The organism is Microbacterium sp. 16-032 (assembly GCF_041079455.1).
In the GTDB taxonomy this organism is placed as follows: domain Bacteria; phylum Actinomycetota; class Actinomycetes; order Actinomycetales; family Microbacteriaceae; genus Microbacterium; species Microbacterium testaceum_A.
Genome location: NZ_JBFYGQ010000006.1, coordinates 1 through 22,420, shown reverse-complemented (window position 1 = coordinate 22,420; position 22,420 = coordinate 1). Strand labels below are relative to the sequence as shown.

Sequence of the window (22,420 nt, the reverse complement as noted above, 5' to 3'; positions counted from 1 at the left end):
CCGTAGGCCAGCTCAGGATTCTTCAGGAGCATTAGCATTCCTTCATGTCGATTCCCCTCGATCTCGCCCGCACCCTCGCCATCGTGGTCGAAGAGGGGACCCTGGATGCCGCAGCCCGACGCCTGCACGTCACCCCCTCGGCCGTGAGCCAACGCGTGCGGGCTCTCGAGGACCAGCTTGGGCGGGTGGTCCTCGTGCGCAGCAAGCCCGTGCGCACCACCGAGGCCGGCGACGCGGTCGTGCGCCTGGCCCGACAGCTCGCCCTGCTCGAGCACGATGCCCTCGCCGCGATCGGCGCCGAGGGTGGGGCGGTGGCATCCGTGCCCCTCGCCGTCAACGCCGACTCGCTCGCGACCTGGTTCCTCCCGCCGCTGGCGCGCGTGGCGGAGCGGCGCGCCGTCGTCTTCGACCTCCACCGCGACGATCAGGACTTCACGGCGGGGCTGCTCGAGTCGGGGACGGTGATGGCCGCGGTGACCTCGCGCGAGGCCCCCGTCGCCGGGTGCCGTGTGCGTCCGCTCGGGGTGCTGAGGTACGAGGCGGTGGCCACCACCTCGTTCGCCGCGAGATGGTTCGCATCCGGCGTCGACGTCACGGCCCTGAGTGCCGCCCCCGTGGTCGACTTCGACCGGCGCGACGACCTGCAGACGCAGTGGCTCGCGCGCCGCGGGGTCCCCGCGGCGGCCCCGCCCCGGCACCGGGTCCCGGCATCCCAGGATTTCGCGACGGCCGTCCAGCTGGGACTCGGGTGGGGACTGCTTCCCGGATTCCAATCCGACGCGGCGCTGAGCGCGGGCGAGCTCGTGCGACTCGGCGACGACCCGATCGACGTCCCGCTCTACTGGCAGCAGTGGAACCTCACCTCGCCTCTGCTCGACGAGGTGGCCGACGAGGTGGTCGACGAGGGGCGCCGGATGCTCGCGGGCTGAGGTCAGTCGTCGCTGACGCTGAGCACGATCTTGCCGCGGGTGTGCCCGCGTTCGAGCTCGGTGTGCGCCGCGGCGGCGTCGTCGAGTTCGAAGACGTGCTCGACGTACACGCGCACCGCACCGGAATCGAGGAGGCGGGTGATCGTGGCGAGAGCCCCGCCGTCGGGGATCGTCCTGTAATCGGTGGAGCGGATGCCGCGCTCCGCGGCCGCCTCGCGGAAGCCGGGCCAGGCTCCGGTGGGCACCTCGATGAGGAGTCCGCCCGGGCGCACCACCTCGAGGGACCGCGTCCCCGTGTCGTCGGAGACGTTGCCGATCAGGTCGATCACGACGTCGACGTCGTCGACAACCTCTTCGAACCGTACGGAGGTGTAATCGATCACCTCGGCGGCCCCGAGCTCTCGAAGCCAGTCCAGGTTGCGCGGGGAACCCGTCGCGATCACGTGAGCCCCGAAATAGGCGGCGAACTGCACCGCGAAGTGGCCGACACCGCCGCTTCCCGCGTGCACGAGGATGCGCTGGCCCTGGTGCGCGAGGGCCGTCTCGACGACGATGCCCCACGCGGTGAGCGCGGCCACCGGAACCCCGGCGGCCTCGACGTGCGAGAGCGACGCCGGTTTGCGCGCGAGCGAGAGGGTGGGCACCACGACGTACTCGGCGTACGACCCGCTCGTGCGCGGCACGGTGGCCATGCCGTAGACCTCGGTGCCGACGGGGAAGGGGTGCGCGTCGAACGGTGCCCGCACGACCACGCCGCTCACGTCGAGACCCAGGACGGCGGGCCACGACGAGATCGCCCCGGACAGACCGCGCCCGGCGCGGGTCTTCGCGTCGATGGGATTGATCCCGGCGGCGACCACCCGGACCAGCACCTCGCTGAGCACCGGAACGGGCACGGCGACCTCCGCCACGCGGAGGGCGTCGGCCGCGCCCGGGGCGTCGAGGACCACCGCACGCATCGTCTCGGGCACCGGGGGGACGGGCTGGAGGGCGGTCTCGGGACGCGTCGATCGGAATCTCATCGGGCGCTCTCTCTCGCTGCGGTCGCTCCGCGGCGACCTCGCCGCGGTCCCCACAGTCAACCCCGGGATTGTCTCGGCGGTGTTACGCCTCGGTCACCGTGTCGCGAAGCCCGAGTCCGCGGCATCCATCCCCGTCGTCCCGTGCGCAACAGTGAAGCCGCGGGCGCGGTCAGTCGCGGACGGGAACTTCGCCGACGGCGAGAGCGTGCAGCAGCGTGGAGAGGTGGCGGATGTCGTCGATCGTCCAGTCGGCGATCGCGTCGAACAAGCGACTCTCGTGAGGGGCGCGAGCTTCCGCGAGGCGCGCGTGGCCGACCTCGGTGACGGCGATGAGCCGCGAGCGGCGATCGGTGGGGTCCGGCGTGCGGGTGACGAGGCCGAGGTCTTCGAGCTCGGTGATCGAGCGGCTGAGGAACCCCTTGTCGGCGGCCAGGCGCTCGGCCAGGGCCGAGAGGGTGAGCGGACCGAAGCGGCTGACGACCGAGAGGGCCTTGAACGTCGCCGGCAGCATTCCCGGGCTCACGCGTTCCGCCGCCTCGGAGACGAAGCGGCGGAACACGGTCATGAGCTCCGAGAACGACGATTCCAGGGCCTGTACGGCCTCGCGGCGCTCGTCGTCCTTATCGCTCGTCACGTCAGCCATCCTCTCCCATCTCGGCCTCACGGCGTGCACGGCGCGGGGAGCCGGCATCCTGTGTCGGGATGGTGCCGGTGGCGGAGAGCGTCGCCATGGCCTCGGGGACGGACACGGTGGCGAAGTCGGCCTGGCTCGCGGCGACGCGCTCGGTGGTCGTCATGCGGGTCAGGGGGCGGTTCGGCAGGAACAGGATCGCGATGAGGCTCACCACCGCGACGGGCACCGCGATGAGGAACGAGTGCGCGATCGACTGGGCGTAGATGTCCTCGACGATGACGCGCACCCCCTCGGGGAGAGCCGAGACCTGGGGGATGGCTCCCGACTGCAGGTTCTGCGCGACCGCGGCTCCGTCGGCGCCGAGGGCCACGATGGCGGCCTTCAGGTCGGCGGCGCGGTCGGTGAACAGGCTCGTCGCCATGCTCGCCAGGGCCGCACCCATCACCGAGACGCCGATCGTGCCGCCGAGGCTGCGGAAGAACGTCACGCCCGAGCTCGCGGCACCCATCTGCGACGGGTTGGCGGTGTTCTGCACGATGAGCACGAGGTTCTGCATCGTCATGCCGACACCGGCGCCCAGCAGGGCCATGTAGAGCGAGACGAGGGCGAAGTTGGTGTCGTAGTGGATGGTCGACAGCAGGAACGTGCCGGCGATCAGCAGCACGCCGCCGGCGATGAGGAACGGCTTCCAGTGGCCGAAGCGCGAGATGAGCGCACCGACGACGATCGACGAGATGAGCAGGCCGCCGATCATGGGGATGGTCATCACGCCGGCCTCGGTGGGCGTGGCGCCACGTGCCATCTGCATGTACTGGCTGAGGAACACCGAGGTGCCGAACATCGCCAGGCCCGTCGCGATCGACGCGATCGTGGCGAGGGTGAAGGTGGCGTCGCGGAACAGCGTCAGCGGCACGAGGGGCTCGGAGGAGCGCAGCTCGACGACCACGAAGAGGATCGCGGCCACGACGGCCCCGCCGACCATGAGGACGGTCTCGGTGCTGGCCCACTCGAAGGTGCTGCCGGCGTTGGTGACCCAGATGAGCAGCAGCGACACGGCGGCCGAGAGCAGCACGATGCCGAGGTAGTCGATCTTGACCGTGCGGGCGGCACGGGCGGGCAGGTGCAGCGTGCGCTGCTGGATCAGCAGGGCGGCGACGGCGAAGGGGAGGGCGACGAAGAAGTTCCAGCGCCATCCGAAGGCGTCGGTGATGACACCGCCGAGCAGGGGGCCACCGACCGTGGCGACGGCCATCACCGCGCCGAAGAGGCCCATGTACCGGCCGCGCTCGCGCGGGCTGATGATGTCGGCCATGATCACCTGGCTGAGGGCGGCGAGTCCGCCGGCGCCGAGACCCTGCACCGCGCGGAAGCCGATCAGCATGTCGGTGTTCTGCGAGAAGCCGGCGGCCGCGGTGGCGAGCACGAAGATCGCGATGGCGATCTGAATGAGGACCTTGCGGTTGAACAGGTCGGCGAGCTTGCCCCAGATCGGGGTGGAGATCGCGGTCGTGAGCAGGGTCGCGGTGATGACCCAGGTGTACGCGTTCTGGTCGCCCGACAGGTCGTGCACGATGACCGGCAGCGACGTCGAGACGACGGTCGAGGCGAGCATCGACACGAAGGTGCCGAGCAGCAGGCCAATGAGGGCCGGGAGGACGCGCCGCTGGGCGGGCGCCTCGAGAGAAGAGGTTGTCATGCGGGAGCTCCACGAAAGGGGACGGATGCCGCGACGACGATGGCGCGATTAGTTGACTGATGTCAACGATACGCCTAATGATTGACTTGCGTCAACCATTAATCGAGGAGAGCGAGAGCGCGATACCTCTCCGTGGGCTCCGGACGGGCCGGTTCGGGGCGCGGCCGGCGCGCCTCCATCGTGCGGCGGTAGAGCTCGTCGATGAGCGAGGTCGCGAGGCCCACGAGCTTGGCGATCTCGCGGTCGTCTCGATCGATCCACTGGCACCGCGGTTCGTCGTGCAGGGGGACGAAGCCGTCGTGCTGCTCCCAGGCGACGAGGGTGCGCTCGGCGCCCAGCACGTGCTGCTGCCACCAGATCTGACGCATGTAGGTCTTCGGGATCGAGCGCCACGCCTTGTTCGTCGTCTTGATCTCGGCGAGCACGATGCGGCCCTCGCCGTCGACGACGACACCGTCGGGGGTTGCGAGATGACGCTTCTCGACGACCGCGTGATAGAGGGCGGAGGAGGGGCGGATGCCGTGGGTCGCCGCCACCCACGCGGCGATCTCGGGCTCGCGACGCCGACCGTGAGCCGTGAAGGCGTTGCCCGAGAAGTTCGAGCCCATGAGCTTGGCATCCGCCGCCCGTGCGATGGCGTTGGGGCTGGTCAGCGTGGCGACGTCGGTCGCGGTGATGCCCCGGCTGCGCGCGCGGATCCAGGCGACGCGATCGCGCGAGTCCGCGACGATGCGGGCGTCGAGGTCGGCGCTACGCGATGCGACGAGCTCGGGGGACATGCGTTCGACCCTAACCCCGCTCGCCCGTGGAGCGCATGCGAGGCGCGGCGCGTCGGCATCCGGGGTCTTGTGCGACAGGTAAGGGTGACCTAAGTTGTCTGCATGGGTTCGGAATCGTCCTCTCTGCGCCGCCCCGACGGGGGACTCTGGCGCGACCTGGAGGGGGCCGTCCTGCTCGGCGGCGACGCCCGGAACGTCGCCGAGATGCGTCGGATCGCCGCGGCGCTGTCGCCCCATGTGCACGCGACAGTGCTGGTCGAGGTGTGCGGCACGGCGGAGATCGAACCGTTCGACACCGGGGCCGGCCGGGTGAGCTGGCTGGACCGGACGCTCGACGGCGAACTGCGCCCGCGCGGCGAGCGGCTGGCACAGGCGATCCACGCGTGGTGCGCCGAGTGGGCCTGCGGAGACGCCCCCCTCTGCACGGTGTGGCTCGGCGCCCGCACGCCCTCGCGCATCGTGCGCATGACCCGCGCCCTGCTGCCCGAGCCCCGCGTCTCCTGACGCGGCACCCCGCTGGGGTGTCGTCGCCGTCGCCGGGGTGCCGCCGCCGCCGGCATGCGGTCGCCGAGGACGCATTCGTCTGCCGACGACGTACCGCTTCGTCGCCCAACGGGTGCGTCCTGGATGATCGAATGCGTCTTCGGTGGCGTGCGCCGCTCCTGCACAGGGACGGGCCTGTGGAGAGCGCGCCCGGAGGGATCGTCGAGGAGGGCAGGGTGGGCGGATGCCTGTGGAGTCGAAGGTCGTCGTCGCGCGACGGTCCCTGTTCACGCGCGCCGAACTGCGCGATCGTGGAGTGTCGGAAGCGGAACTGAAGACGGGCGGCGACCGGGCGGCGTGGACGCGCATTCAACCCGGCGTGTACGTCGCGCGCGACGAGTGGGCATCTGCGCGGCCCGTCGACCGCCATCGCCTCGCCGTGCTGGCGGCGCTCGACAGGGCACGCGGTGCGGAGGGCGTCGTCTCCTACCTTTCCGCTGCGGTGCTCCATGGTCTTCCGCTGTACCGATTCCGGGAGCAGCGCGTGCAGATGGTGGTCCCCCGCTCTGCGCACCCGCCCAGCGGGTCATACGTCCGCCGGCACACGGATGCTCTGAGCGAGGACGACGTCGTCGAGGTCGACGGCATCCGGTGCACCTCGATCCAGCGGACGGTGTTCGACGTCTCTCGGACCGAGACGCGGGAGATGGCCTTGTCGTGCGTCGACGGGGCTCTTCGTCGCGCCGCGGTGGAACGTCGGCGGTTCCGTGCTGATGTGCAGGACGCCTGGCGTGAGCGCCTGCGGGAGCGTGTCGCCCGTGCGCGGGGGCAACGGGGTGTGCGTGACGCGAGCTGGGTCGTCGAGTTCGCCGACGGCCGTGCGGAGCTGCCCGGAGAGAGCGTGAGTCGTCTCCAGTTGTACCGGCTCGGCTTCCGTGACCTCGATCTGCAGGTGGCCGTCGCCGGGCCGCGAGGTTCGGACTACTTCGTCGATATCGGGCTGCGTCAGGTCCGCACATTCTGGGAGTTCGACGGAGAGGTGAAGTACCGCGACGTCGCGACGAGGCAGGGGCGCTCGATCGAGGACGTGGTGCTCGACGAGAAGCGGCGCGAAGACTGGATCCGGGGCGTCACGCAATGGCGGCTGTGCCGCGGGGGCTTCGCGGACATCGCGACACCGGAGACGCTTGCTGCGCGCCTGTCCGCTTTCGGTGTGCATCCGCCGCGGTGACTCCCCGGCGGTCGGCGACGCCGCCGTCAGGACGCACTCGTCTGACGAAGGTGCATTCGTTTGCGGGCGAACGGGTGCGGCCTCGACGATCGGGTGCGGTCTCGACGCTCGGGTGCCGTCACGGGCGGGCGGCGAGGGGCGCGGAGTGGCGAGGGCGTGGGGGATCGGGTACAGTGGGGTTCAAGCCAAAGACCGTCGGTCATCGTCGTGCTCGCACGTCGATCGAAGCGTCTGCTGAAAAGCAGAGGACCTACGCAGGTAAACGAATCTCTTCCGAGCTCCGTGCGCCTGCGCCGGAGCTCTTCTTTTTGTCCAGACCCCGGTGTCTTTGGCTGGCGCCCCGTCATCGCGGAGCGCCTCGTACCCATCAAGGAGTGACCATGGCGCAGAAGGATGCATCGGTCGCCGAGCTCACGAAGAACTTCGAGAACTCGAACGCCGTCCTGCTGACCGAGTACCGCGGTCTGACGGTTGCCCAGCTCAAGCAGCTGCGCAACAACATCCGTCAGGACGCGGACTACGCCGTGGTGAAGAACACGCTGACCAAGATCGCCGCGAACAACGCGGGGATCACGGCGCTCGACGACGACCTCAAGGGTCCGTCGGCCGTGGCGTTCGTGCACGGTGACTTCGTCGCCACCGCTAAGGCTTTGCGTGACTTCGCCAAGGCGAACCCGCTTCTCGTGATCAAGGGCGGCGTCTTCGAGGGCAACGCCCTCAGCGCCGCCGAGGTCGACAAGTACGCCTCCCTGGAGAGCCGCGAGGTTCTGCTGGCAAAGGCCGCGGGCATGATGAAGGCGACGATGGGCAAGGCTGCGGCCACCATCGACGCCCTCCGCGAGAAGCTGGAGACCGCCGAGGCTGCCTGAGCCCCGCACGGTCTTCACCCCACAAACCCCACCTATTAGGAGAAACATCATGGCGAAGCTCACCACTGACGAGCTGCTCGACCAGTTCGCTGGTCTGACCCTTGTCGAGCTCAGCGAGTTCGTGAAGGCGTTCGAGGAGAAGTTCGACGTCACCGCTGCCGCTCCGGTCGCCGTTGCCGGCGCTGCCGGTGGCGCGGGCGCCGCAGAGGCCGAGGAAGAGAAGGACTCGTTCGACGTCATCCTCGAGGCTGCCGGCGACAAGAAGATCCAGGTCATCAAGACGGTCCGCGAGCTCACCTCGCTCGGCCTCGGCGAGGCCAAGGCCGTCGTCGATGGTGCTCCCAAGGCCGTGCTCGAGGGCGCGAACAAGGAAGCCGCCGAGAAGGCCAAGGAGGCCCTCGAGGCTGCCGGCGCCACGGTGACCCTGAAGTAATCTCGCTTCGAGCGGTCGCTTCATCGCGATAAACGAAGGCCCGGATGCCATGGCATCCGGGCCTTCGTCGTTTCTCGTGAGCGTCGGGAGCGGTCGGCCGATCGGGGGCCCGGCGACCGGACGGGTGTGAGACCCGGTTTCATGCGACGAGACACCGATGTTCACCTGATCGAAATAAAGAAGTCTGGGAAAAGGGTATGGGGATCGTTTACGGTCGTTGAGACCCCCCGTCGATTCCCCCACCGCCGACGTCGCCTTGCGCGCGCCGGTACTTGGAGACCCATGCCTTCCGATGCTTCGCGCGTGTCCGCACGCCGTTTCACCACCGCACTGAGCGCCGCCCTCGGCGTCGCCCTCTTCGGCTCAGCGATCGTGCCGCTCCCGGCTTCGGCCGCCGTCGGCTCGAAGGTGGTGATCAACGAGGCCTACCTGAAGGGCGGGAGCGCCGGCGCCTTCTTCAACCAGAAGTTCGTCGAGCTGTACAACGCGGGCGACACCGCGCAGGACCTGAGCGGGTGGTCGCTCCAGTACCGCTCCGAGTCGAGCTCCTCCGTTCCCACCGCAGCGAATACGCAGCGGCTCAGCGGCTCGATCGATGCCGGCGGCTACTATCTGATCGGCTTGCCGGGCAACGGAACGCCCCCAGCCGGCGCGGCTCTTCCCGCCACCGACCTGACGAGCACGCTCAACCCGGGGGGCACCTCCGGTCAGCTCTTCCTCGCCAACGTGCCCGAACCCCTAGCCGTTCCGTCGGGCTCCGTCGCGGACGCTCGAGTCGTCGACTTCCTCGGATATGGCAAAGGCATCTCGTTCGAGACGGCTCCCGCGATCGTCGACGGGGCCAACAGCAAGCCCAACGCTCTCGTCCGCACCGATTTCGTCGACACCAACGACAACTCGAAGGACTTCACCAACACCACGACGGTCACGCCGCAGGGCTCCGGCCGGACCACGCCCACCCCCGACCCGTCGGGCTCGGCATCGCCGTCGCCCTCGCCGTCCGCCTCGGTGACACAGGCGCGCCCGGTCACGCCGGGCGCGGTCGTCCCGATCAGCGAGATCCAGGGCACCGGAGCCACCACGCCGCTCGCCGGCCAGACCGTCACCACGCGCGGCATCGTGACCGCCGCGTACCCGACCGGCGGCTACAACGGCTTCTTCATCCAGACCCCGGGTACCGGTGGCGAGATCGATCCGAAGACGCACACGGCATCCGACGCGATCTTCGTCTACGGCTCGGCCGCGACCGCCACGGTCGCGATCGGTCAGCACGTCGAGGTGACGGGAACCGCTAACGAGTTCTCCGGTCAGACGCAGATCTCCGCCGAGGCCGCGGGGGTGAGCGTGCTCACCGAGCAAGCCGCCGCCGTGCAGCCCGCCAAGATCTCGTGGCCGAAGACCGACGAGGAGCGCGAGCGCTTCGAGGGCATGCTCCTCGCGCCGCAGGGCGACTTCACCGTCACGAACTCGTACTCGACCAACCAGTACGCCGAGGTCGGCCTCGCTGCCGGCACCATGCCGCTGCGCACCCCCACCGACGTCGCGCGGCCGGGCACCCTCGATTACGACGGAGCCGTCGCCGACAACGCCGCCCGCGGCGTCGTCCTCGACGACGGTGCGTCGGTCAACTTCCTGAACGACGCCAACAAGGGCATCCCCCTGCCGTACGTGTCGCTAACGAAGCCCGTGCGCGTGGGCGCTGCGACGACGTTCACGAAGCCGGTCATCCTCGACTACCGCAACAACACCTGGAAGTTCCAGCCGACGCAGCAGCTCACGGTGGACAACGCGAAGGACGTGCAGCCGGCGACCTTCGCGAACACCCGCACCACGGCACCCGCGCCGGTCGGCGGCGATCTGAAGATCTCGAGCTTCAACGTCCTGAACTACTTCACCACCACCGCCGCGAGCGTCAACTGCACCTCGGTGTACAAGGACCGCGCGGGCAACCCGGTCACGGCGAACACGTGCCCCGCTCCCGGCCCTCGCGGCGCCGCGAACGACGAGAACCTCACGCGCCAGCAGGACAAGATCGTCGCCGCCATCAACGGTCTCGGTGCCGACGTCGTCTCGCTCGAAGAGATCGAGAACTCCGCGAAGTTCGGCAAGAACCGCGACGCGGCGCTGTCCACCCTGGTCGGTGCCCTCAACGCCGCGCTCGGTTCGGAGCAGTGGGCCTTCGTCCCCTCGCCCGCGGCCCTGCCCGCGACCGAGGACGTGATCCGCACGGCCTTCATCTACAAGAAGGGCGTGGCCGCTCCCGTCGGCGACAGCGTCATCCTCGACGACGCCGCGTTCCGCAACGCACGCCAACCGCTCGCGCAGGCGTTCGCCCCGGTCGCGTTCCCGGATGCCAAGATCCTGGCGATCGTGAACCACTTCAAGTCGAAGGGCGACAGCGACCCCAAGGCGACGGGCGACAACGCCAACGGCATCCAGGGTGCGTTCAACGGCGATCGGGTGCGTCAGGCGGAGGCCCTCGGGAACTTCGCGAAGACCCGCTCGGCCGCGGTCGGCACCGACGACGTCTTCTTGCTCGGCGACTTCAACTCCTACTCGCAGGAAGACCCGATCCAGAAGCTGCGCGATTTCGGCTTCGAGCCGCTCAAGGCGGGCACCGGAAAGTACTCGTACTCGTTCAGCGGTCAGTCGGGTTCGCTCGATCACGTGCTGGCCTCGCCCTCTGCGCGCGAGCTGGTGACGGGCGCCGACATCTGGAACATCAACGCCGTCGAGGCCTTGGCCCTGGAGTACAGCCGCTACAACTACAACGCGCTGAACTTCTACGACACGACGCCGTACCGCTCCAGCGATCACGACCCGGTCATCGTGGGTCTCGACCTGTCTCCGACGACCCAGGTGAACCTGGTCGGCATCAACGACTTCCACGGTCGGATCGACGCCAACACCGTCCGGTTCGCCGGGACCGTCGAGCAGGTTCGCGCGCAGTACGGCGAGAAGAACTCGCTGTTCATCTCCAACGGCGACAACATCGGCGCCTCGGTGTTCGCCTCGTCGTACTTCGGTGACAAGCCGACCATCGACGTGCTGAACGCACTCGACCTCAAGGCCTCGGCCGCGGGGAACCACGAGTTCGACAAGGGCGCGAACGACCTCACCGGTCGCGTCGACGGTCTCGCCGACTTCCCGTACCTGGCCGCGAACGTCTTCACGGACGGCAAGCCTCTGCTGCAGGAGTACGCGATCTTCGAGGTCGACGGTGTGCGCGTCGGCGTCATCGGAGCCATCACGGAGTCGACCCCGACGCTGGTCACGCCCAGCGGCATCCAGGGGATCGAGTTCCGCGAGCCCGTCGCCGAGGTGAACCGCGTCGTCGCCGAGATCGACGACCAGGTCGACGTGATCGTCGCCCAGTACCACGAGGGCTCCGGTGCCGGTCAGGCCACGACGACTCTCGAGCAGGCCGTCGCCGCCGGGGGACCGTTCGCGAAGATCGTGAACGAGACCTCTCCCGAGGTGGATGCCATCTTCACCGGCCACACGCACCAGCTGTACGCGTGGGACGCGCCGATCCCGGGCCGTGAGGGCACGCGCCCGATCGTCCAGACGGGCAACTACGGCGAGAACGTCGGTCAGATCGTGCTCGACGTCGATGCGCAGGGCGACGTGGTCAATCACACCGCGCGGAACGTCGCGCGCCTCGGAGGCAAGGACGCGGCCGTCAACGCGGCTCTCGACGCGGAACTCGTCCGCACCTACCCTCGCGTCGCGAAAGTGGACGGGATCGTGAAGGCGGCTCGTGCCGAAGCCGACGTGGTCGGACAGCAGCAGGTGGGTTCGGTCAGCGCCGACATCACCACGGCCTTCAGCGGCGGCGCGTACGTCGACGGCGTCTACGCCGGTGGTACGCGCGGCGATCGGACGAAGCAGTCGGCTCTCGGCGGGCTCGTGGCCGACGCGCTGCTCGACTCGCTGGATGATGCCGACCGAGGCGGTGCCGAGATCTCGTTCGTCAACGCGGGCGGCCTGCGCGATGAGCTGCTCTACGGGGCGGATGGCGGTGTGATCACGCTCGCCGAGGCGAACGCGGTCCTGCCCTTCCTCAACAACCTGTGGACCACGACCCTCACCGGGGACCAGGTGCGTCAGGTCCTCGAGCAGCAGTGGGGCGACTTCTCGAAGCGCGCCGACAACGCGAACCTGTCGCTCGGTGTCTCGGAGAACCTCCGCTACACCTACGACGCGGCGCTCCCCGCGGGGCAGCGCATCACCGGAGTCTGGATCGACGGCGTGCCCGTCGACCCGGCGAAGGGGTACCGCGTGGGTTCGTTCAACTTCCTGCTCGGCGGAGGAGACAGCTTCTCGGTCTTCGCGAAGGGAACCGACACCCGCGACTCGGGTCTCATCGACCGCGACGCGTGGATCCGGTACCTGGACGAGAACCGAGGGTTGACCCCCGACTTCACCGCGCGTGGCGTGCAGGTGTCGGGCGCTCGCGCCGCGGCACCGGGCACCGATCTCACGGTGACCGTGTCGAACCTCGACCTCACCTCGCTTGGCGCGCCGGCCAACACGACGCTCGACGCCTCGTTCGGCGCCGAGACGGTGTCGCCCCGCGCGACGGCGCGGACGATGGCCCTCGCCGCCCCGTCGGCGCGAGTCGCGGCGCTCGCCGCGCCCGCGGCGACCGGCGTCGCGGTGGTCGACGGCTCGGCGACCGTGACCGTGGGAGTGCCCGCGGACGCCGTCGGGACCCTGCAGCTGCGCCTGACCGCGCAGCCCACCGGGACCGCCGTGGTGGTGCCCGTGCAGGTGACCGCGGCCGGTGACGGTGCCGGCACCCCCGGTGCGGGCGCGGGCCAGGGCCAGAACGGGTCCGGTCGGGGCTCGGCGTCCGGCTCGCTGCCGACGACGGGCGCCGACACGACGTGGATGGGTGCGGGCGTGCTCGCCGCGCTCGCGCTGCTGGGGCTCGGCCTCGTGGCCCGCCGACGGGCGACGCGTCGCGCCGACTGATCAGCGAGAGAGACGGGACCCCGGATGCCACGGCATCCGGGGTCCCGTCTTCTCAGGACACGCGCGGGGGAGCGGTGGAGGCGCGGACGACGAGCCGGGTCTCGGCCTCGGTCCGCCAGGCCGGTTCGCCGGTCCCCTCGATCATCGACAGGAGCAGGCGGGTCGCCTCGACACCCTGCGCCTGCGGGAACTGCTCGATCGTGGTGAGGGAGAACATCTCGGCGTAGTCGTGGCCGTCGATCCCGACGACGCTGAGCTCGGTGGGGACCGAGATTCCCATCCGCCGCGCGGCGATGATCACGCCGATCGCGACCTCGTCGCAGGCGGCGACCACGCCGGTGGGACGCGAGGCCGCGTCGGCCAGGAACGAGGCGGCGGCCGCGTACGCGTCGGTGATCGTGAGGGTGGAGGGCACGCTGCGGATGCGGACGGCCAGATCGTGGTCGTTCATCGCGTTCCGGTACCCGATCGAGCGCTCGTCGACGTCCTTGGCGGGAGCGTCGCTGCGGGGGGTACTGCCGACGAAGGCGATGTCGGTGTGTCCGAGTGCGATGAGGTGCTGCGTGATGATGCGCGTGATCGCGATGTTGTCGAGACCGAGGGTGGGCACACCGCTGAGGGCGTTGCCGATGCTCACCACCGGCTTGCCGATGTTCGCGAGGCGTTCGAGGTCGGCGTCGTCCGGCTCGAGGGCGACGGCGATGATGCCGTCGAACCGCTTGCGGGCCAGGTACGTGGAGTACAGGCTCTCGCGGTCGTTGGATCCCGGCTCCGCCACGTAGAGGGTGACGTCGTAGCCGAGGGGGATGAGGGTGCGTTCGACCCCTTCGACGATGGACCCGAAGTACCAGCGGTTCACCTTCGGCACGATCAGGGCGATCGTGCGGGTGCGCCCCGTCGCGAGGCTCACCGCGCTCGTGGAGGGGACATAGCCGAGGGATGCCGCGGCGTCGGTGACGCGTTGACGAGTGAGGTCGGAGACATAGCCGCCGCCCGTGAGAGCGCGGCTTGCCGTCGACTTGGACACGCCGGCCAGGCGTGCCACATCGGCGATTCCGCTCATGCCGTGATCTTCCTCGTGATGCGTCGACGTCCGTGTCGACGTCGAAAAGAGTATCCGAGAATCACCCAAAGTGGAACCGGTCCCGGCCCGGTATACCGGTGAGTTTCCGCGTCTTTCCGCTAGTTATCCGTTCGTGACCTGCGGCCGGTTGCAAGTCTTGTGGATTGGCTCTACGGTTGCCTGGAATCGGTTCCCGACGGGATCCGGTGCACCAAGACACTCAAAGAGGAGAGACCACATGGGTATGTCACAGCGGTACCGCCTGCTGGCGCCCGTCGGGCTGTTGGCGGTCGGTGCGATCGCTCTCGCGGGCTGCGCCGAAGGCGACAGCGGCGGCACGAGCGGTTCCGGAGGCGAGACGACCGTCCGCATCTCCGGCGGCATCACCGGTAGCGAGGCCGACCTGCTGAACCAGTCGTTCGACCAGTTCACCAAGGACACCGGCATCAAGGTCGTCTACACCGGCGACAAGAGCTTCGAGGGCAACATCGTCACCAAGGTGACCGGTGGCGACGCCCCCGACATCGCGATCGTCCCCCAGCCGGGTCTGCTCAAGACCCTCATCGGCACGGGCGACGTGAAGAAGGCGTCCGACACCGTGTCGTCGAACGTCGACCAGTACTGGGGCGAGGACTGGAAGTCCTACGGCAGCGAAGACGGAACGTTCTACGCCGCACCCATGCTCGCCAACCTCAAGGGCTACGTCTGGTACTCGCCGGCGAAGTTCAAGGAGTGGGGCGTCGAGGTCCCCAAGACGCTCGACCAGCTGATGACCCTCACGGCGACCATCCAGCAGAAGACCGGCGCCGCTCCGTGGTGCGCGGGCTTCGCCTCGGGTGACGCCTCGGGCTGGCCCGGCACCGACTGGATCGAGGACATGGTCCTGCGTCAGTCCGGCCCCGACGTCTACGACCAGTGGGTCGCCAACGAGGTCAAGTTCACCGACGCACCGATCAAGGAGGCCTTCGAGGCCACCGGCAAGATCCTCCTGAACCCGTCGTACGTCAACGCCGGCTTCGGTGACGTCAAGAGCATCAACTCGGTCGCCTTCGCCGACGTGGCCGCCAAGGTCGCCGACGGCAGCTGCCCGATGACCCACCAGGCGTCGTTCCTGTCGTCCAACTTCCTCACGGTCAAGAACGCCTCGGGCGGCGACGTCAAGGTCGCACCCGACGGTGACGTCTACGCCTTCCTGCTCCCCGGCGTGACCGAGGGCAAGCTGGCGGTCGAGGGTGGCGGCGAGTTCGTCACCACGTTCTCGGACGACGCGAACGTCCAGAAGGTCGCCGAGTTCATGTCGACCCCCGACTTCGCCAACGCCCGCGTCAAGCTCGGCGGCGTGATCTCGGCCAACAAGGGCGCCGACCCCTCGCTCGCCTCGAGCGAGTTCCTGCAGGAGGCCATGAAGGTCGTCCAGGACCCGAACACCACGCTGCGTTTCGACGCGTCGGACCTCATGCCGGCGACCGTCGGCTCGGGCTCGTTCTGGAAGGGCATGGTCAGCTGGATCGACGGTACGCCGACCGACCAGGTGCTGAGCGACATCCAGACCGGTTATAACAACTAACCGCCCGCTGCACCACCGATGGGCCGCCCGCCACGCGGGCGGCCCATCCGGGTCCATACTTCTAATCCGCCCGCACGCACCACACGGGCACTCAACGATGAGCACGAAGGCGTGTTCGGGAGGGACGTCATGACCGATATCAAGAACGCGGAGAAGGCGCCGACGGCGTCACCTCCGCCGGGCGGACGAGCCGAGCGGCAGACGCGCGGCTCCGGCGCACGCAATCGGACCACCATGCTCGTGGTCCTCGTAGGGCTCATCCTCGCGGTGGCGCTCTTCCTCTTCATGGTGACGCGGGCCCCCGCCGACACCAAGCCGACCACCATCGGCTTCAGCCTCAACAGCTTCTTCATCTGGCTTGGTGGCCTCAGCCCCCTCGTCCAGATCCCGCTCGTCGTGGTCGCGTTCGGCGCGGTCGTCGGGCTCCTGCTGCTGCTCATCGAGTACGCGCCCCGCTCCGGCAAGGGCTACTTCTGGCTGCGGCTCATCGCCTGCTTCGGCATCCCGGTGCTCGCGTTCATGCTGCTGCGCCCGTACCAGAACGCCGTCATCTACGTCCTCGGCATCGCGATCCTCCTCGGGGCGATCCTCTTCTACGCCGACTACCGCTCGCGCCAGGGCGCGGGCTACCTGTTCCAGCTGATCCTGTTCGCGGCCCCCGCCTCGATCCTGCTGCTGCTCGGCCTGGTCTACCCGGCGATCACCACCTTCTTCCAGTCGTTCTTCGACAAGACCGGTGACAACTTCGTCGGTCTCGAGAACTACATCTGGACCTTCACGAACCCCGAGGGCTTCTGGTCTGTCATCAACACCCTCATCTGGGTGCTGCTGGCTCCCACCATCGCCACCGCGATCGGACTGGCCTACGCGGTCTTCATCGACCGCGCGGCGGGCGAGAAGTACCTGAAGGTGCTCATCTTCATGCCCTTCGCGATCTCGTTCGTCGGGGCCGGCATCATCTGGAAGTTCGTCTACGACTTCCGCCAGGGCGACCAGATCGGTGTCTTGAACGCGATCGTCACGGCCTTCGGCGGTCAGCCGGTCTCGTGGCTGGCCGCGTCGCCCCTGATCAACACCCTCCTGCTCGTCGTCGTCTTCATCTGGAGTCAGACGGGCCTGGCGATGGTCATCCTCTCGGCCGCCATCAAGGCGGTTCCGCCGGAGCAGAACGAAGCCGCCGAACTCGACGGGGCGAGCGCCTGGGAGCGTTTCATCAACGTCACCGTCCCCGGCATCCGGTCCTCGCTGATCGTCGTGCTGACCACCATCGCCATCGGCGCCCTGAAGATCTACGACATCGTCGCCGTCATGACCGGTGGGCGTAACGACTCGACCGTCCTCGCCTTCGAGATGGTCAATCAGCAGCAGCGTTTCCAGAGCTACGGGCACTCCGCGGCGCTGGCCGTGGTGCTGTTCATCTTCGTGCTACCGCTGATCATCTTCAACGTGCGCCAGATCCGGAAGCAGAGGGAAGTGCGATGACCACCTCGACCGTGGTGATCGAACCCACCACCGACACCCGCTCCGCCCGCCAGGTGGCACGCGACACGCGCAAGCACGAGGCGATGGCGCGCAAGCGCCTCACCTCGAAGGGCGCGACGATCGCGGCCGTCGTGATCGCCTTCTTCTGGACGATCCCGACCTTCGGCCTCTTCGTCACCTCGTTCCGCCCGGGTTCCGACACCCAGTCGTCGGGGTGGTGGACGGTCTTCACCGACCCGTCGTTCACCCTGGAGAACTACCGCCTCGCGCTGACGTCGGGAGGGACCGCGCTCACGCTCGCACAGTCGTTCCTGAACTCGTTGGCGATCACGATCCCGGTGGTGCTGTTCGCCCTCGCGGTCGCGTCGCTCATCGCGTACGCGTTCGCGTGGATCGATTTCAAGGGCCGCAACTTCTTCTTCATCTTCATCTTCGCGCTGCAGATCGTGCCGCTGCAGATGGCCCTCGTGCCCCTGCTGAGCCTGTTCTCGCGCGGTCTGACGATCAACGAAGTCACGATCTTCCCGGGCTTCGACCTGCGCGGCGTGGAGCACAGCTTCGCGACCGTGTGGATCGCGCACGTGATCTTCGCGATGCCGCTGGCCATCTTCCTGCTGCACAACTTCATCGCCGAGATCCCGGCCGAGGTGATCGAGGCCGCTCGTGTCGACGGAGCCGGCCACGGGCAGATCTTCTTCCGCCTCATCCTGCCGCTCGCGGCTCCCGCGCTCGCCTCGTTCGCGGTGCTCGAGTTCATCTGGGTGTGGAACGACCTGCTGGTGGCGACGATCTTCGCGCCATCGTCATCGTTGCCCCTCACCCAATCGCTCAACTCGCTGTCGGGTACCTGGGGCGACCAGTGGTTCCTCCAGTCGGCGGGAACGTTCATCTCGATCCTGGTTCCGCTGATCGTGTTCTTCCTCCTGCAGCGCTTCTTCGTGCGCGGCCTGCTGGCGGGTGCCACGAAGGGCTGAGCCCGTCACGACCCGAGGGGCGCGGCATCCGGAAGGGTGCCGCGCCCCTCGGCGTTCCCGGCGGGGCGCGGCGCCCGCCGCCGCTCGGGTTCCGGGGCGCTGTGCGCCGACACGGACCCCGCGGCCCACAGAGCGAGCCCGCGGATGAACGCGATCCGCGCGTATGACGGGTTCTTCGTCGCGGGTGGCGTTATGCGTGGGGGCCAGAAGGGGCGGATGCCGTGTGGCGGGGGAGCGTTCGCGTCAGGCGCTGCAGGAGAGGCGCGACTGGATGTCGCGCATGGCGTCGAGCTCGGCCGACTGGCCGGTCACGATCGCGCCGGCGACCTCTTTCGCACGCGCGTCGGAGCCGAGCTCGATGACGGCCTGAGCCATGGGGATGGCGCCCTGGTGGTGGCGGATCATCAGCTCGAGGAACAGGCAGTCCGCGGGGCGCCCCTGATCGCTGCGCAGCTCGTCGAGCTGGGCGTCGGTGGCCATGCCCATCTCGGAGAGCAGCTGCTCCTGCGTGAGCGCCGCGGTGTCTCCGTGGCTGTGCTCACCGGACTTCTCCATCCACGTCATGAGCGGCTGACTCGAGGACTGGGGGAGGCCCCACTGCACGAGCCATCCGTACATCTCGCCGCGCTGGCCCGATTGGGCGGTGGCGATGTCGTACGAGAGCGTGCGGAGCTCGTCGTCGTCGGTCTTGCGGTAGATCTCCATCGCCATGAGCACGGCCTGTGTGTGGTGCACCTGCATGTCGCGGGCGAAGCCGGCTTCGGCCGAGTTCTCGCCCGGGTGCGCGGGCGCCGCCGTCGCGCCGAACGCCGTGAAGCGTCCGATCGCGAAGGCGACGGCGATCACGGCGACCGCGACGAGGGCGACGACGACCCAGCGGACCGCGGGACGCGCGACCGGGGCGTCGTCGCTCATCAGGCCTTGCCCGGACCGTCGATGGCGCCCGAGCACGCGGCGTTCGGCTCGGGGGCGTTCTGGCTGCGCCAGTACTCCGTGAAGAACTCCGTGATGCGCGGGTCGTTCGGGTCGTCGAGTGTGAGCTGGTGGTTCCACGCGCTGACCGCGATGGGGGTGTCCATGTCGGGGTAGGGCGAGAGCAGGGCGTAGCTCGAGGGCATGACAGCCTTGAGGGCGTCGATGCCGGCCTGGTCGACCCGCGCGGGGTCGTAGGTGATCCACACGGCGCCGTGCTCCATCGAGTGCACCGCGTTCTCGTTCTGCTGGGGCTGCGTGTAGACGCCGCAGTTGAGCCAGATCGGGTTGTGCGGTCCGCCGGCGGGCGGGTTCTGCTCGTACGTCACCGCGCCCTGCACGTGGTCGGAGCGGTTCTGGAACGTCTCGACGCCGCTGATCTCGCGGCCCGTGCTGTTGCCGGCCTGGTAGCTGGTCGGGGGAGCGGGGGCGAAGGCGAACGAGGCGATGACGAGGCCGATCACCGCGACGGCGGCCGTAGAACCCACGACCCACCACACGAGCTTGCCGCGCTTACGCTTCGCGACCTGCTTCTGGTACTCGGCCAGCTTCTCCTGGCGCTTCTGCTCACGCTGCTGCTTGACCGTGAGGTCGATCTGGGCCTGCTTGGCCGGGTTGCCGCTGGCTCGTTTGTCGGAGGGGGAGGTCATGCGCTGTGTTCTGTCTCTCTTCGGGGCGGGACACATCGGCATCCGCCGACGCCCCCAGCCTATGCGGGTGAATGGGCCGATGGCCTGGGAGGAACCCGCGAGCCCGGGATGGTGGGGTGCGGGTGGTCACGGTAGTATGACGATGTCGAATCGATTCGAGGTTCGACGATCCCCCTCTTTTCTCAGCCCGATTCCGTCGGGCTGTCCGTGTTGCGAAACGAAACCAGACGCGTGCTCGATACTGCCTCCCACCCCGTCATCCCCTCGTCGTCCCGCCCCCCGCAGACGAACACCGGCGCGATCCGCGCGATCGGCAAGAACCCCGCCACGGCGCCGATCGTGCTGCACCCGGGCGACGCCATCCCGGCATCGCGGCGCTTCCTGTACATCCTCGTGCTCGGCGCGCTCACCGCCCTGGGCCCGTTCACGATCGACCTGTACCTGCCCGCGTTCCCCGTGCTCGAGGCCGACTTCCAGACGACGGCGGCCGCGATCCAGCTCACGCTGACCGGCACGATGATCGGCTTCGCGCTGGGGCAGCTCATCGTGGGACCGCTCAGCGACAAGGTCGGCCGCCGCCTGCCGTTGCTCTCGGTCACGGCGCTGCACGTGGCCGCGAGCATCTTCGCGGCCTCGGCGCCCACTCTCGAGACCCTCTCGATCGCCCGCGTGCTGATGGGCGCGGGCGCGGCCGCCGGTGGAGTCGTGGCCGCCGCGATCATCCGCGACCTGTTCGGTGGCCGCCGCCTCGTGGTCATGCTGTCGCGCATGGCGATGGTGTCGGGGGTGGCGCCCGTGCTCGCACCACTCGCCGGCTCGGCCCTTCTGCTCGTGATGAATTGGCGCGGCATCTTCGTGGTGCTGGCCGTGTACGGCGCCGTCATGCTCGTCTCGGCGATCCTGTTCGTGCCCGAGACGCTCCCGCCCGCCCGCCGCGGGGGTCCCGGCGCCACCACCGTCTGGCAGCGCTACGCGAGCGTCTTCCGCGACCGCGTCTTCATCGGCGTGCTCATCATCGGGGCGATGACCTTCAGCGGGCTGTTCTCGTACCTGTCGGCATCCTCGTTCCTCTTCCAGGTGACCTATCAGTTCAGCGCGCAGGGATACGGCGTGCTGTTCGCGGCCAACTCGATCGGCGTCGTCGTGGGTGTGCAGGTGGCTTCGCGCCTCGCCGCCCGCTTCGGGCCGCAGTGGGTTCTCGCCGTGTCGACGGCGGTCCTCGTGCTCGCCGGCGGCGCGATCGTGCTGACCGACCAGCTCGGCCTCGGGCTGTGGGGAACCATCGTGCCCCTCTTCTTCTTCATGACCGCGTGCGGTTTCACCTTCCCGTGCGCTCAGGTGCTCGCGCTCGATCGTCACGGCAAGGCCGCGGGGACCGCGCAGTCGATCATCGGCGCGGCGAACTTCGGTGTGGCCGGCATCATCTCTCCGCTGGTGGGCCTGCTCGCCACCGGTTCGGGCATCACGGCCACGACCATGGCCTCGGTGATGCTGGGCTGCGCCGTCATCGGCGTGCTGTCGCTGTGGATCCTGGTGCGTCCGCGCACGGTCGAGCGTCTCGCGCCCTGATCGCCGCGGCGGCCCGGCCGGGTCCTCGGCCCGGCCAGCGCGAGCAGCGAGCCGGGAGGGATCGCGATCGCCGCAGAGCGGGATGGCGCCGACGCGGTGGCCGTTGCCGGGCTCGCGCGGCGCACACAGTAGCAGAGCCATCCCCGGGGGACGCGCGCGGCGTCCACCCATTCCGTCGTCGTCGTGGAGACGGCATCATGAGGCGATGGACGCCTCCGCGATCGACGACGTGCTCGACACGCGCCCGCAGCGCTTCCGCGCGACGGTGGGCGTGGTGCTCATCGCCCTCGCGTGCGCGCTGGGCGCGTGGGTGTTCTTCCGGGGGCCGAGTCCCTTCGCGATCGACGTGTGGTGGAACCAGCTGTTCGCATCCACGCCGTCTCAGCCCCTGCTGGTCTTCGCGATCGCGATGGACGCCGTCGGAGGCCATCTCACCGCGGTGCTGATCGTGCCGGTGCTCGGTGCGCTGGTGCTGTACCTGTCGCGTCGACGCTGGTCGGCCCTGTATTTCCTGACCGCCTCGGTGGGAAGCGCCCTGCTCGTGCAGGTGGTCAAGCACACCTTCGGTCGCGCGCGGCCGGAGGACATCCTGATCGTCAGCGATTACGGATCATTCCCCTCGGGGCATACGGCGAACGCGGCGACGATCGCGGTCGTCGCGGCCGTGCTCTTCCCGCGCCTCTGGGTGCGGATCGTCGGTGTCGCCTGGGTCGTGCTCATGGCCTTCAGCCGCACGTACCTGCACGCGCACTGGCTCTCGGACACCGCGGGCGGCGCGCTGATCGGCGCGGGTGCGGCGCTGATCCTGGCGGCGGCGTTCTCGCGACTTCGGGCGCGGGACGAAGACCGTCTCGCGATGCGGCGGGCGCGCAAGGCGGATGCCAGGGCGGCGGCCGCGTCGTAGGCTGTCGCGCATGAGCGAGCCCGGCGACGTGCCCTCCGTACCCTCCGACGAGCCCACGACGGCCGACGCTGAGGTCGCGCGGCTGCGCGCCGAGGCGGAGGCGGCCGAGGCCGAACTGCGACTCGCGCGGGCGCGAGCCGACCTCGCGGCGGCGGAGGCCAACGTGGGGGCGGCGCGGGCTCGAGC

The 22,420-nt window shown here is 69.1% G+C and carries 18 protein-coding genes; 11 read left to right on the top strand and 7 right to left on the bottom strand.

Going from position 1 to position 22,420, the window contains the following annotated elements; translation table 11 throughout:
* Positions 1-44 precede the first annotated feature (44 nt).
* A complete protein-coding gene (locus AB6V31_RS13695; RefSeq protein WP_369366278.1) occupies positions 45-929 on the top strand; it encodes a LysR family transcriptional regulator ArgP in 885 nt (294 codons plus the stop codon).
* Positions 930-931: 2 nt separating this feature from the next.
* Here AB6V31_RS13695 and AB6V31_RS13690 read toward each other — a convergent pair whose 3' ends face one another.
* The 4 genes from AB6V31_RS13690 to AB6V31_RS13675 all read right to left on the bottom strand — a co-directional run bounded on the left by AB6V31_RS13690 (position 932) and on the right by AB6V31_RS13675 (position 5,060).
* Positions 932-1,888, bottom strand: a complete 957-nt coding sequence (locus AB6V31_RS13690) for an NADP-dependent oxidoreductase (protein WP_369366594.1) — start codon at positions 1,886-1,888, stop codon at positions 932-934.
* A gap of 232 nt (positions 1,889-2,120) precedes the next feature.
* Positions 2,121-2,594, bottom strand: a complete 474-nt coding sequence (locus AB6V31_RS13685) for a MarR family winged helix-turn-helix transcriptional regulator (protein ID WP_056230333.1) — start codon at positions 2,592-2,594, stop codon at positions 2,121-2,123.
* Complete coding sequence (locus AB6V31_RS13680) at positions 2,587-4,281, bottom strand: MDR family MFS transporter (protein WP_369366276.1); 1,695 nt, start codon at positions 4,279-4,281, stop codon at positions 2,587-2,589. The genes AB6V31_RS13685 and AB6V31_RS13680 overlap by 8 nt, the downstream gene beginning before the upstream one ends.
* A gap of 98 nt (positions 4,282-4,379) precedes the next feature.
* Positions 4,380-5,060, bottom strand: coding sequence for a YqaJ viral recombinase family protein (locus AB6V31_RS13675; protein WP_268104595.1), 681 nt, complete (start codon positions 5,058-5,060; stop codon positions 4,380-4,382).
* Positions 5,061-5,162: 102 nt separating this feature from the next.
* On the opposite strand from AB6V31_RS13675, the gene AB6V31_RS13670 reads away from it, so the two are divergent.
* From AB6V31_RS13670 to AB6V31_RS13650, 5 genes are all read left to right on the top strand, one after another.
* Entirely contained in the window at positions 5,163-5,564 is a 402-nt protein-coding gene (locus tag AB6V31_RS13670; RefSeq protein ID WP_369366274.1) for a hypothetical protein, read from the top strand.
* Between the two features lie 223 nt (positions 5,565-5,787).
* The gene (locus AB6V31_RS13665; RefSeq protein WP_369366271.1) at positions 5,788-6,774 is read left to right on the top strand and encodes a hypothetical protein; all 987 of its coding nucleotides are present in this window, start codon (positions 5,788-5,790) and stop codon (positions 6,772-6,774) included.
* 380 nt (positions 6,775-7,154) lie between these two features.
* Entirely contained in the window at positions 7,155-7,643 is a 489-nt protein-coding gene (gene rplJ, locus AB6V31_RS13660) for a 50S ribosomal protein L10 (RefSeq protein WP_056230317.1), read from the top strand.
* A gap of 49 nt (positions 7,644-7,692) precedes the next feature.
* On the top strand, positions 7,693-8,076 hold the full coding sequence (gene rplL / locus AB6V31_RS13655) for a 50S ribosomal protein L7/L12 (RefSeq protein WP_056230314.1): 384 nt from the start codon (positions 7,693-7,695) through the stop codon (positions 8,074-8,076).
* Between the two features lie 303 nt (positions 8,077-8,379).
* Positions 8,380-13,053 (top strand): ExeM/NucH family extracellular endonuclease, encoded by a 4,674-nt coding sequence (locus AB6V31_RS13650; protein WP_369366268.1) that lies wholly within the window; start codon positions 8,380-8,382, stop codon positions 13,051-13,053.
* Between the two features lie 52 nt (positions 13,054-13,105).
* On the opposite strand, the gene AB6V31_RS13645 is transcribed toward AB6V31_RS13650, so the two are convergent.
* Positions 13,106-14,116 carry a LacI family DNA-binding transcriptional regulator gene (locus AB6V31_RS13645; protein WP_056230310.1) on the bottom strand — a complete coding sequence of 337 codons (1,011 nt, stop codon included), beginning with the start codon at positions 14,114-14,116 and terminating at the stop codon, positions 13,106-13,108.
* Between the two features lie 238 nt (positions 14,117-14,354).
* Here AB6V31_RS13645 and AB6V31_RS13640 point away from each other — a divergent pair, with 238 nt between their 5' ends.
* The 3 genes from AB6V31_RS13640 (at position 14,355) to AB6V31_RS13630 (ending at position 18,139) form a co-directional block, all read left to right on the top strand.
* A complete protein-coding gene (locus AB6V31_RS13640; RefSeq protein WP_056230307.1) occupies positions 14,355-15,683 on the top strand; it encodes an ABC transporter substrate-binding protein in 1,329 nt (442 codons plus the stop codon).
* Positions 15,684-15,917: 234 nt separating this feature from the next.
* Positions 15,918-17,165 (top strand): carbohydrate ABC transporter permease, encoded by a 1,248-nt coding sequence (locus AB6V31_RS13635; RefSeq protein ID WP_235557002.1) that lies wholly within the window; start codon positions 15,918-15,920, stop codon positions 17,163-17,165.
* Positions 17,162-18,139 carry a carbohydrate ABC transporter permease gene (locus AB6V31_RS13630; RefSeq protein ID WP_056230304.1) on the top strand — a complete coding sequence of 326 codons (978 nt, stop codon included), beginning with the start codon at positions 17,162-17,164 and terminating at the stop codon, positions 18,137-18,139. Before AB6V31_RS13635 ends, AB6V31_RS13630 begins: the two co-directional genes overlap by 4 nt.
* 243 nt (positions 18,140-18,382) lie before the next feature.
* Here the strand turns inward: AB6V31_RS13630 and AB6V31_RS13625 are convergent, their stop codons facing one another.
* Positions 18,383-19,054, bottom strand: coding sequence for a DUF305 domain-containing protein (locus AB6V31_RS13625; protein ID WP_369366265.1), 672 nt, complete (start codon positions 19,052-19,054; stop codon positions 18,383-18,385).
* Positions 19,054-19,761, bottom strand: a complete 708-nt coding sequence (locus AB6V31_RS13620) for a DUF3105 domain-containing protein (protein ID WP_369366263.1) — start codon at positions 19,759-19,761, stop codon at positions 19,054-19,056. Before AB6V31_RS13620 ends, AB6V31_RS13625 begins: the two co-directional genes overlap by 1 nt.
* Before the next feature lie 231 nt (positions 19,762-19,992).
* On the opposite strand from AB6V31_RS13620, the gene AB6V31_RS13615 reads away from it, so the two are divergent.
* The gene (locus tag AB6V31_RS13615; protein WP_186316681.1) at positions 19,993-21,330 is read left to right on the top strand and encodes a multidrug effflux MFS transporter; all 1,338 of its coding nucleotides are present in this window, start codon (positions 19,993-19,995) and stop codon (positions 21,328-21,330) included.
* Positions 21,331-21,535: 205 nt separating this feature from the next.
* On the top strand, positions 21,536-22,234 hold the full coding sequence (locus AB6V31_RS13610) for a phosphatase PAP2 family protein (protein ID WP_268104588.1): 699 nt from the start codon (positions 21,536-21,538) through the stop codon (positions 22,232-22,234).
* Positions 22,235-22,420 lie beyond the last annotated feature (186 nt).

What these genes read in the sequence shown, in the direction of transcription:
- AB6V31_RS13695 (WP_369366278.1), top strand. Translation starts at nt 45, where the DNA reads ATGTCGATTCCCCTCGATCTCGCCCGCACCCTCGCCATCGTGGTCGAA.
- AB6V31_RS13635 (WP_235557002.1), top strand. Translation starts at nt 15,918, where the DNA reads ATGCTCGTGGTCCTCGTAGGGCTCATCCTCGCGGTGGCGCTCTTCCTC.
- AB6V31_RS13610 (WP_268104588.1), top strand. Translation starts at nt 21,536, where the DNA reads ATGGACGCCTCCGCGATCGACGACGTGCTCGACACGCGCCCGCAGCGC.
- AB6V31_RS13620 (WP_369366263.1), bottom strand. Translation starts at nt 19,761, where the DNA reads ATGACCTCCCCCTCCGACAAACGAGCCAGCGGCAACCCGGCCAAGCAG.
- rplJ (WP_056230317.1), top strand. Translation starts at nt 7,155, where the DNA reads ATGGCGCAGAAGGATGCATCGGTCGCCGAGCTCACGAAGAACTTCGAG.
- AB6V31_RS13625 (WP_369366265.1), bottom strand. Translation starts at nt 19,054, where the DNA reads ATGAGCGACGACGCCCCGGTCGCGCGTCCCGCGGTCCGCTGGGTCGTC.
- rplL (WP_056230314.1), top strand. Translation starts at nt 7,693, where the DNA reads ATGGCGAAGCTCACCACTGACGAGCTGCTCGACCAGTTCGCTGGTCTG.
- AB6V31_RS13675 (WP_268104595.1), bottom strand. Translation starts at nt 5,060, where the DNA reads ATGTCCCCCGAGCTCGTCGCATCGCGTAGCGCCGACCTCGACGCCCGC.
- AB6V31_RS13685 (WP_056230333.1), bottom strand. Translation starts at nt 2,594, where the DNA reads ATGGCTGACGTGACGAGCGATAAGGACGACGAGCGCCGCGAGGCCGTA.
- AB6V31_RS13640 (WP_056230307.1), top strand. Translation starts at nt 14,355, where the DNA reads ATGGGTATGTCACAGCGGTACCGCCTGCTGGCGCCCGTCGGGCTGTTG.
- AB6V31_RS13665 (WP_369366271.1), top strand. Translation starts at nt 5,788, where the DNA reads ATGCCTGTGGAGTCGAAGGTCGTCGTCGCGCGACGGTCCCTGTTCACG.
- AB6V31_RS13680 (WP_369366276.1), bottom strand. Translation starts at nt 4,281, where the DNA reads ATGACAACCTCTTCTCTCGAGGCGCCCGCCCAGCGGCGCGTCCTCCCG.
- AB6V31_RS13690 (WP_369366594.1), bottom strand. Translation starts at nt 1,888, where the DNA reads ATGCGTGCGGTGGTCCTCGACGCCCCGGGCGCGGCCGACGCCCTCCGC.
- AB6V31_RS13630 (WP_056230304.1), top strand. Translation starts at nt 17,162, where the DNA reads ATGACCACCTCGACCGTGGTGATCGAACCCACCACCGACACCCGCTCC.
- AB6V31_RS13670 (WP_369366274.1), top strand. Translation starts at nt 5,163, where the DNA reads ATGGGTTCGGAATCGTCCTCTCTGCGCCGCCCCGACGGGGGACTCTGG.
- AB6V31_RS13645 (WP_056230310.1), bottom strand. Translation starts at nt 14,116, where the DNA reads ATGAGCGGAATCGCCGATGTGGCACGCCTGGCCGGCGTGTCCAAGTCG.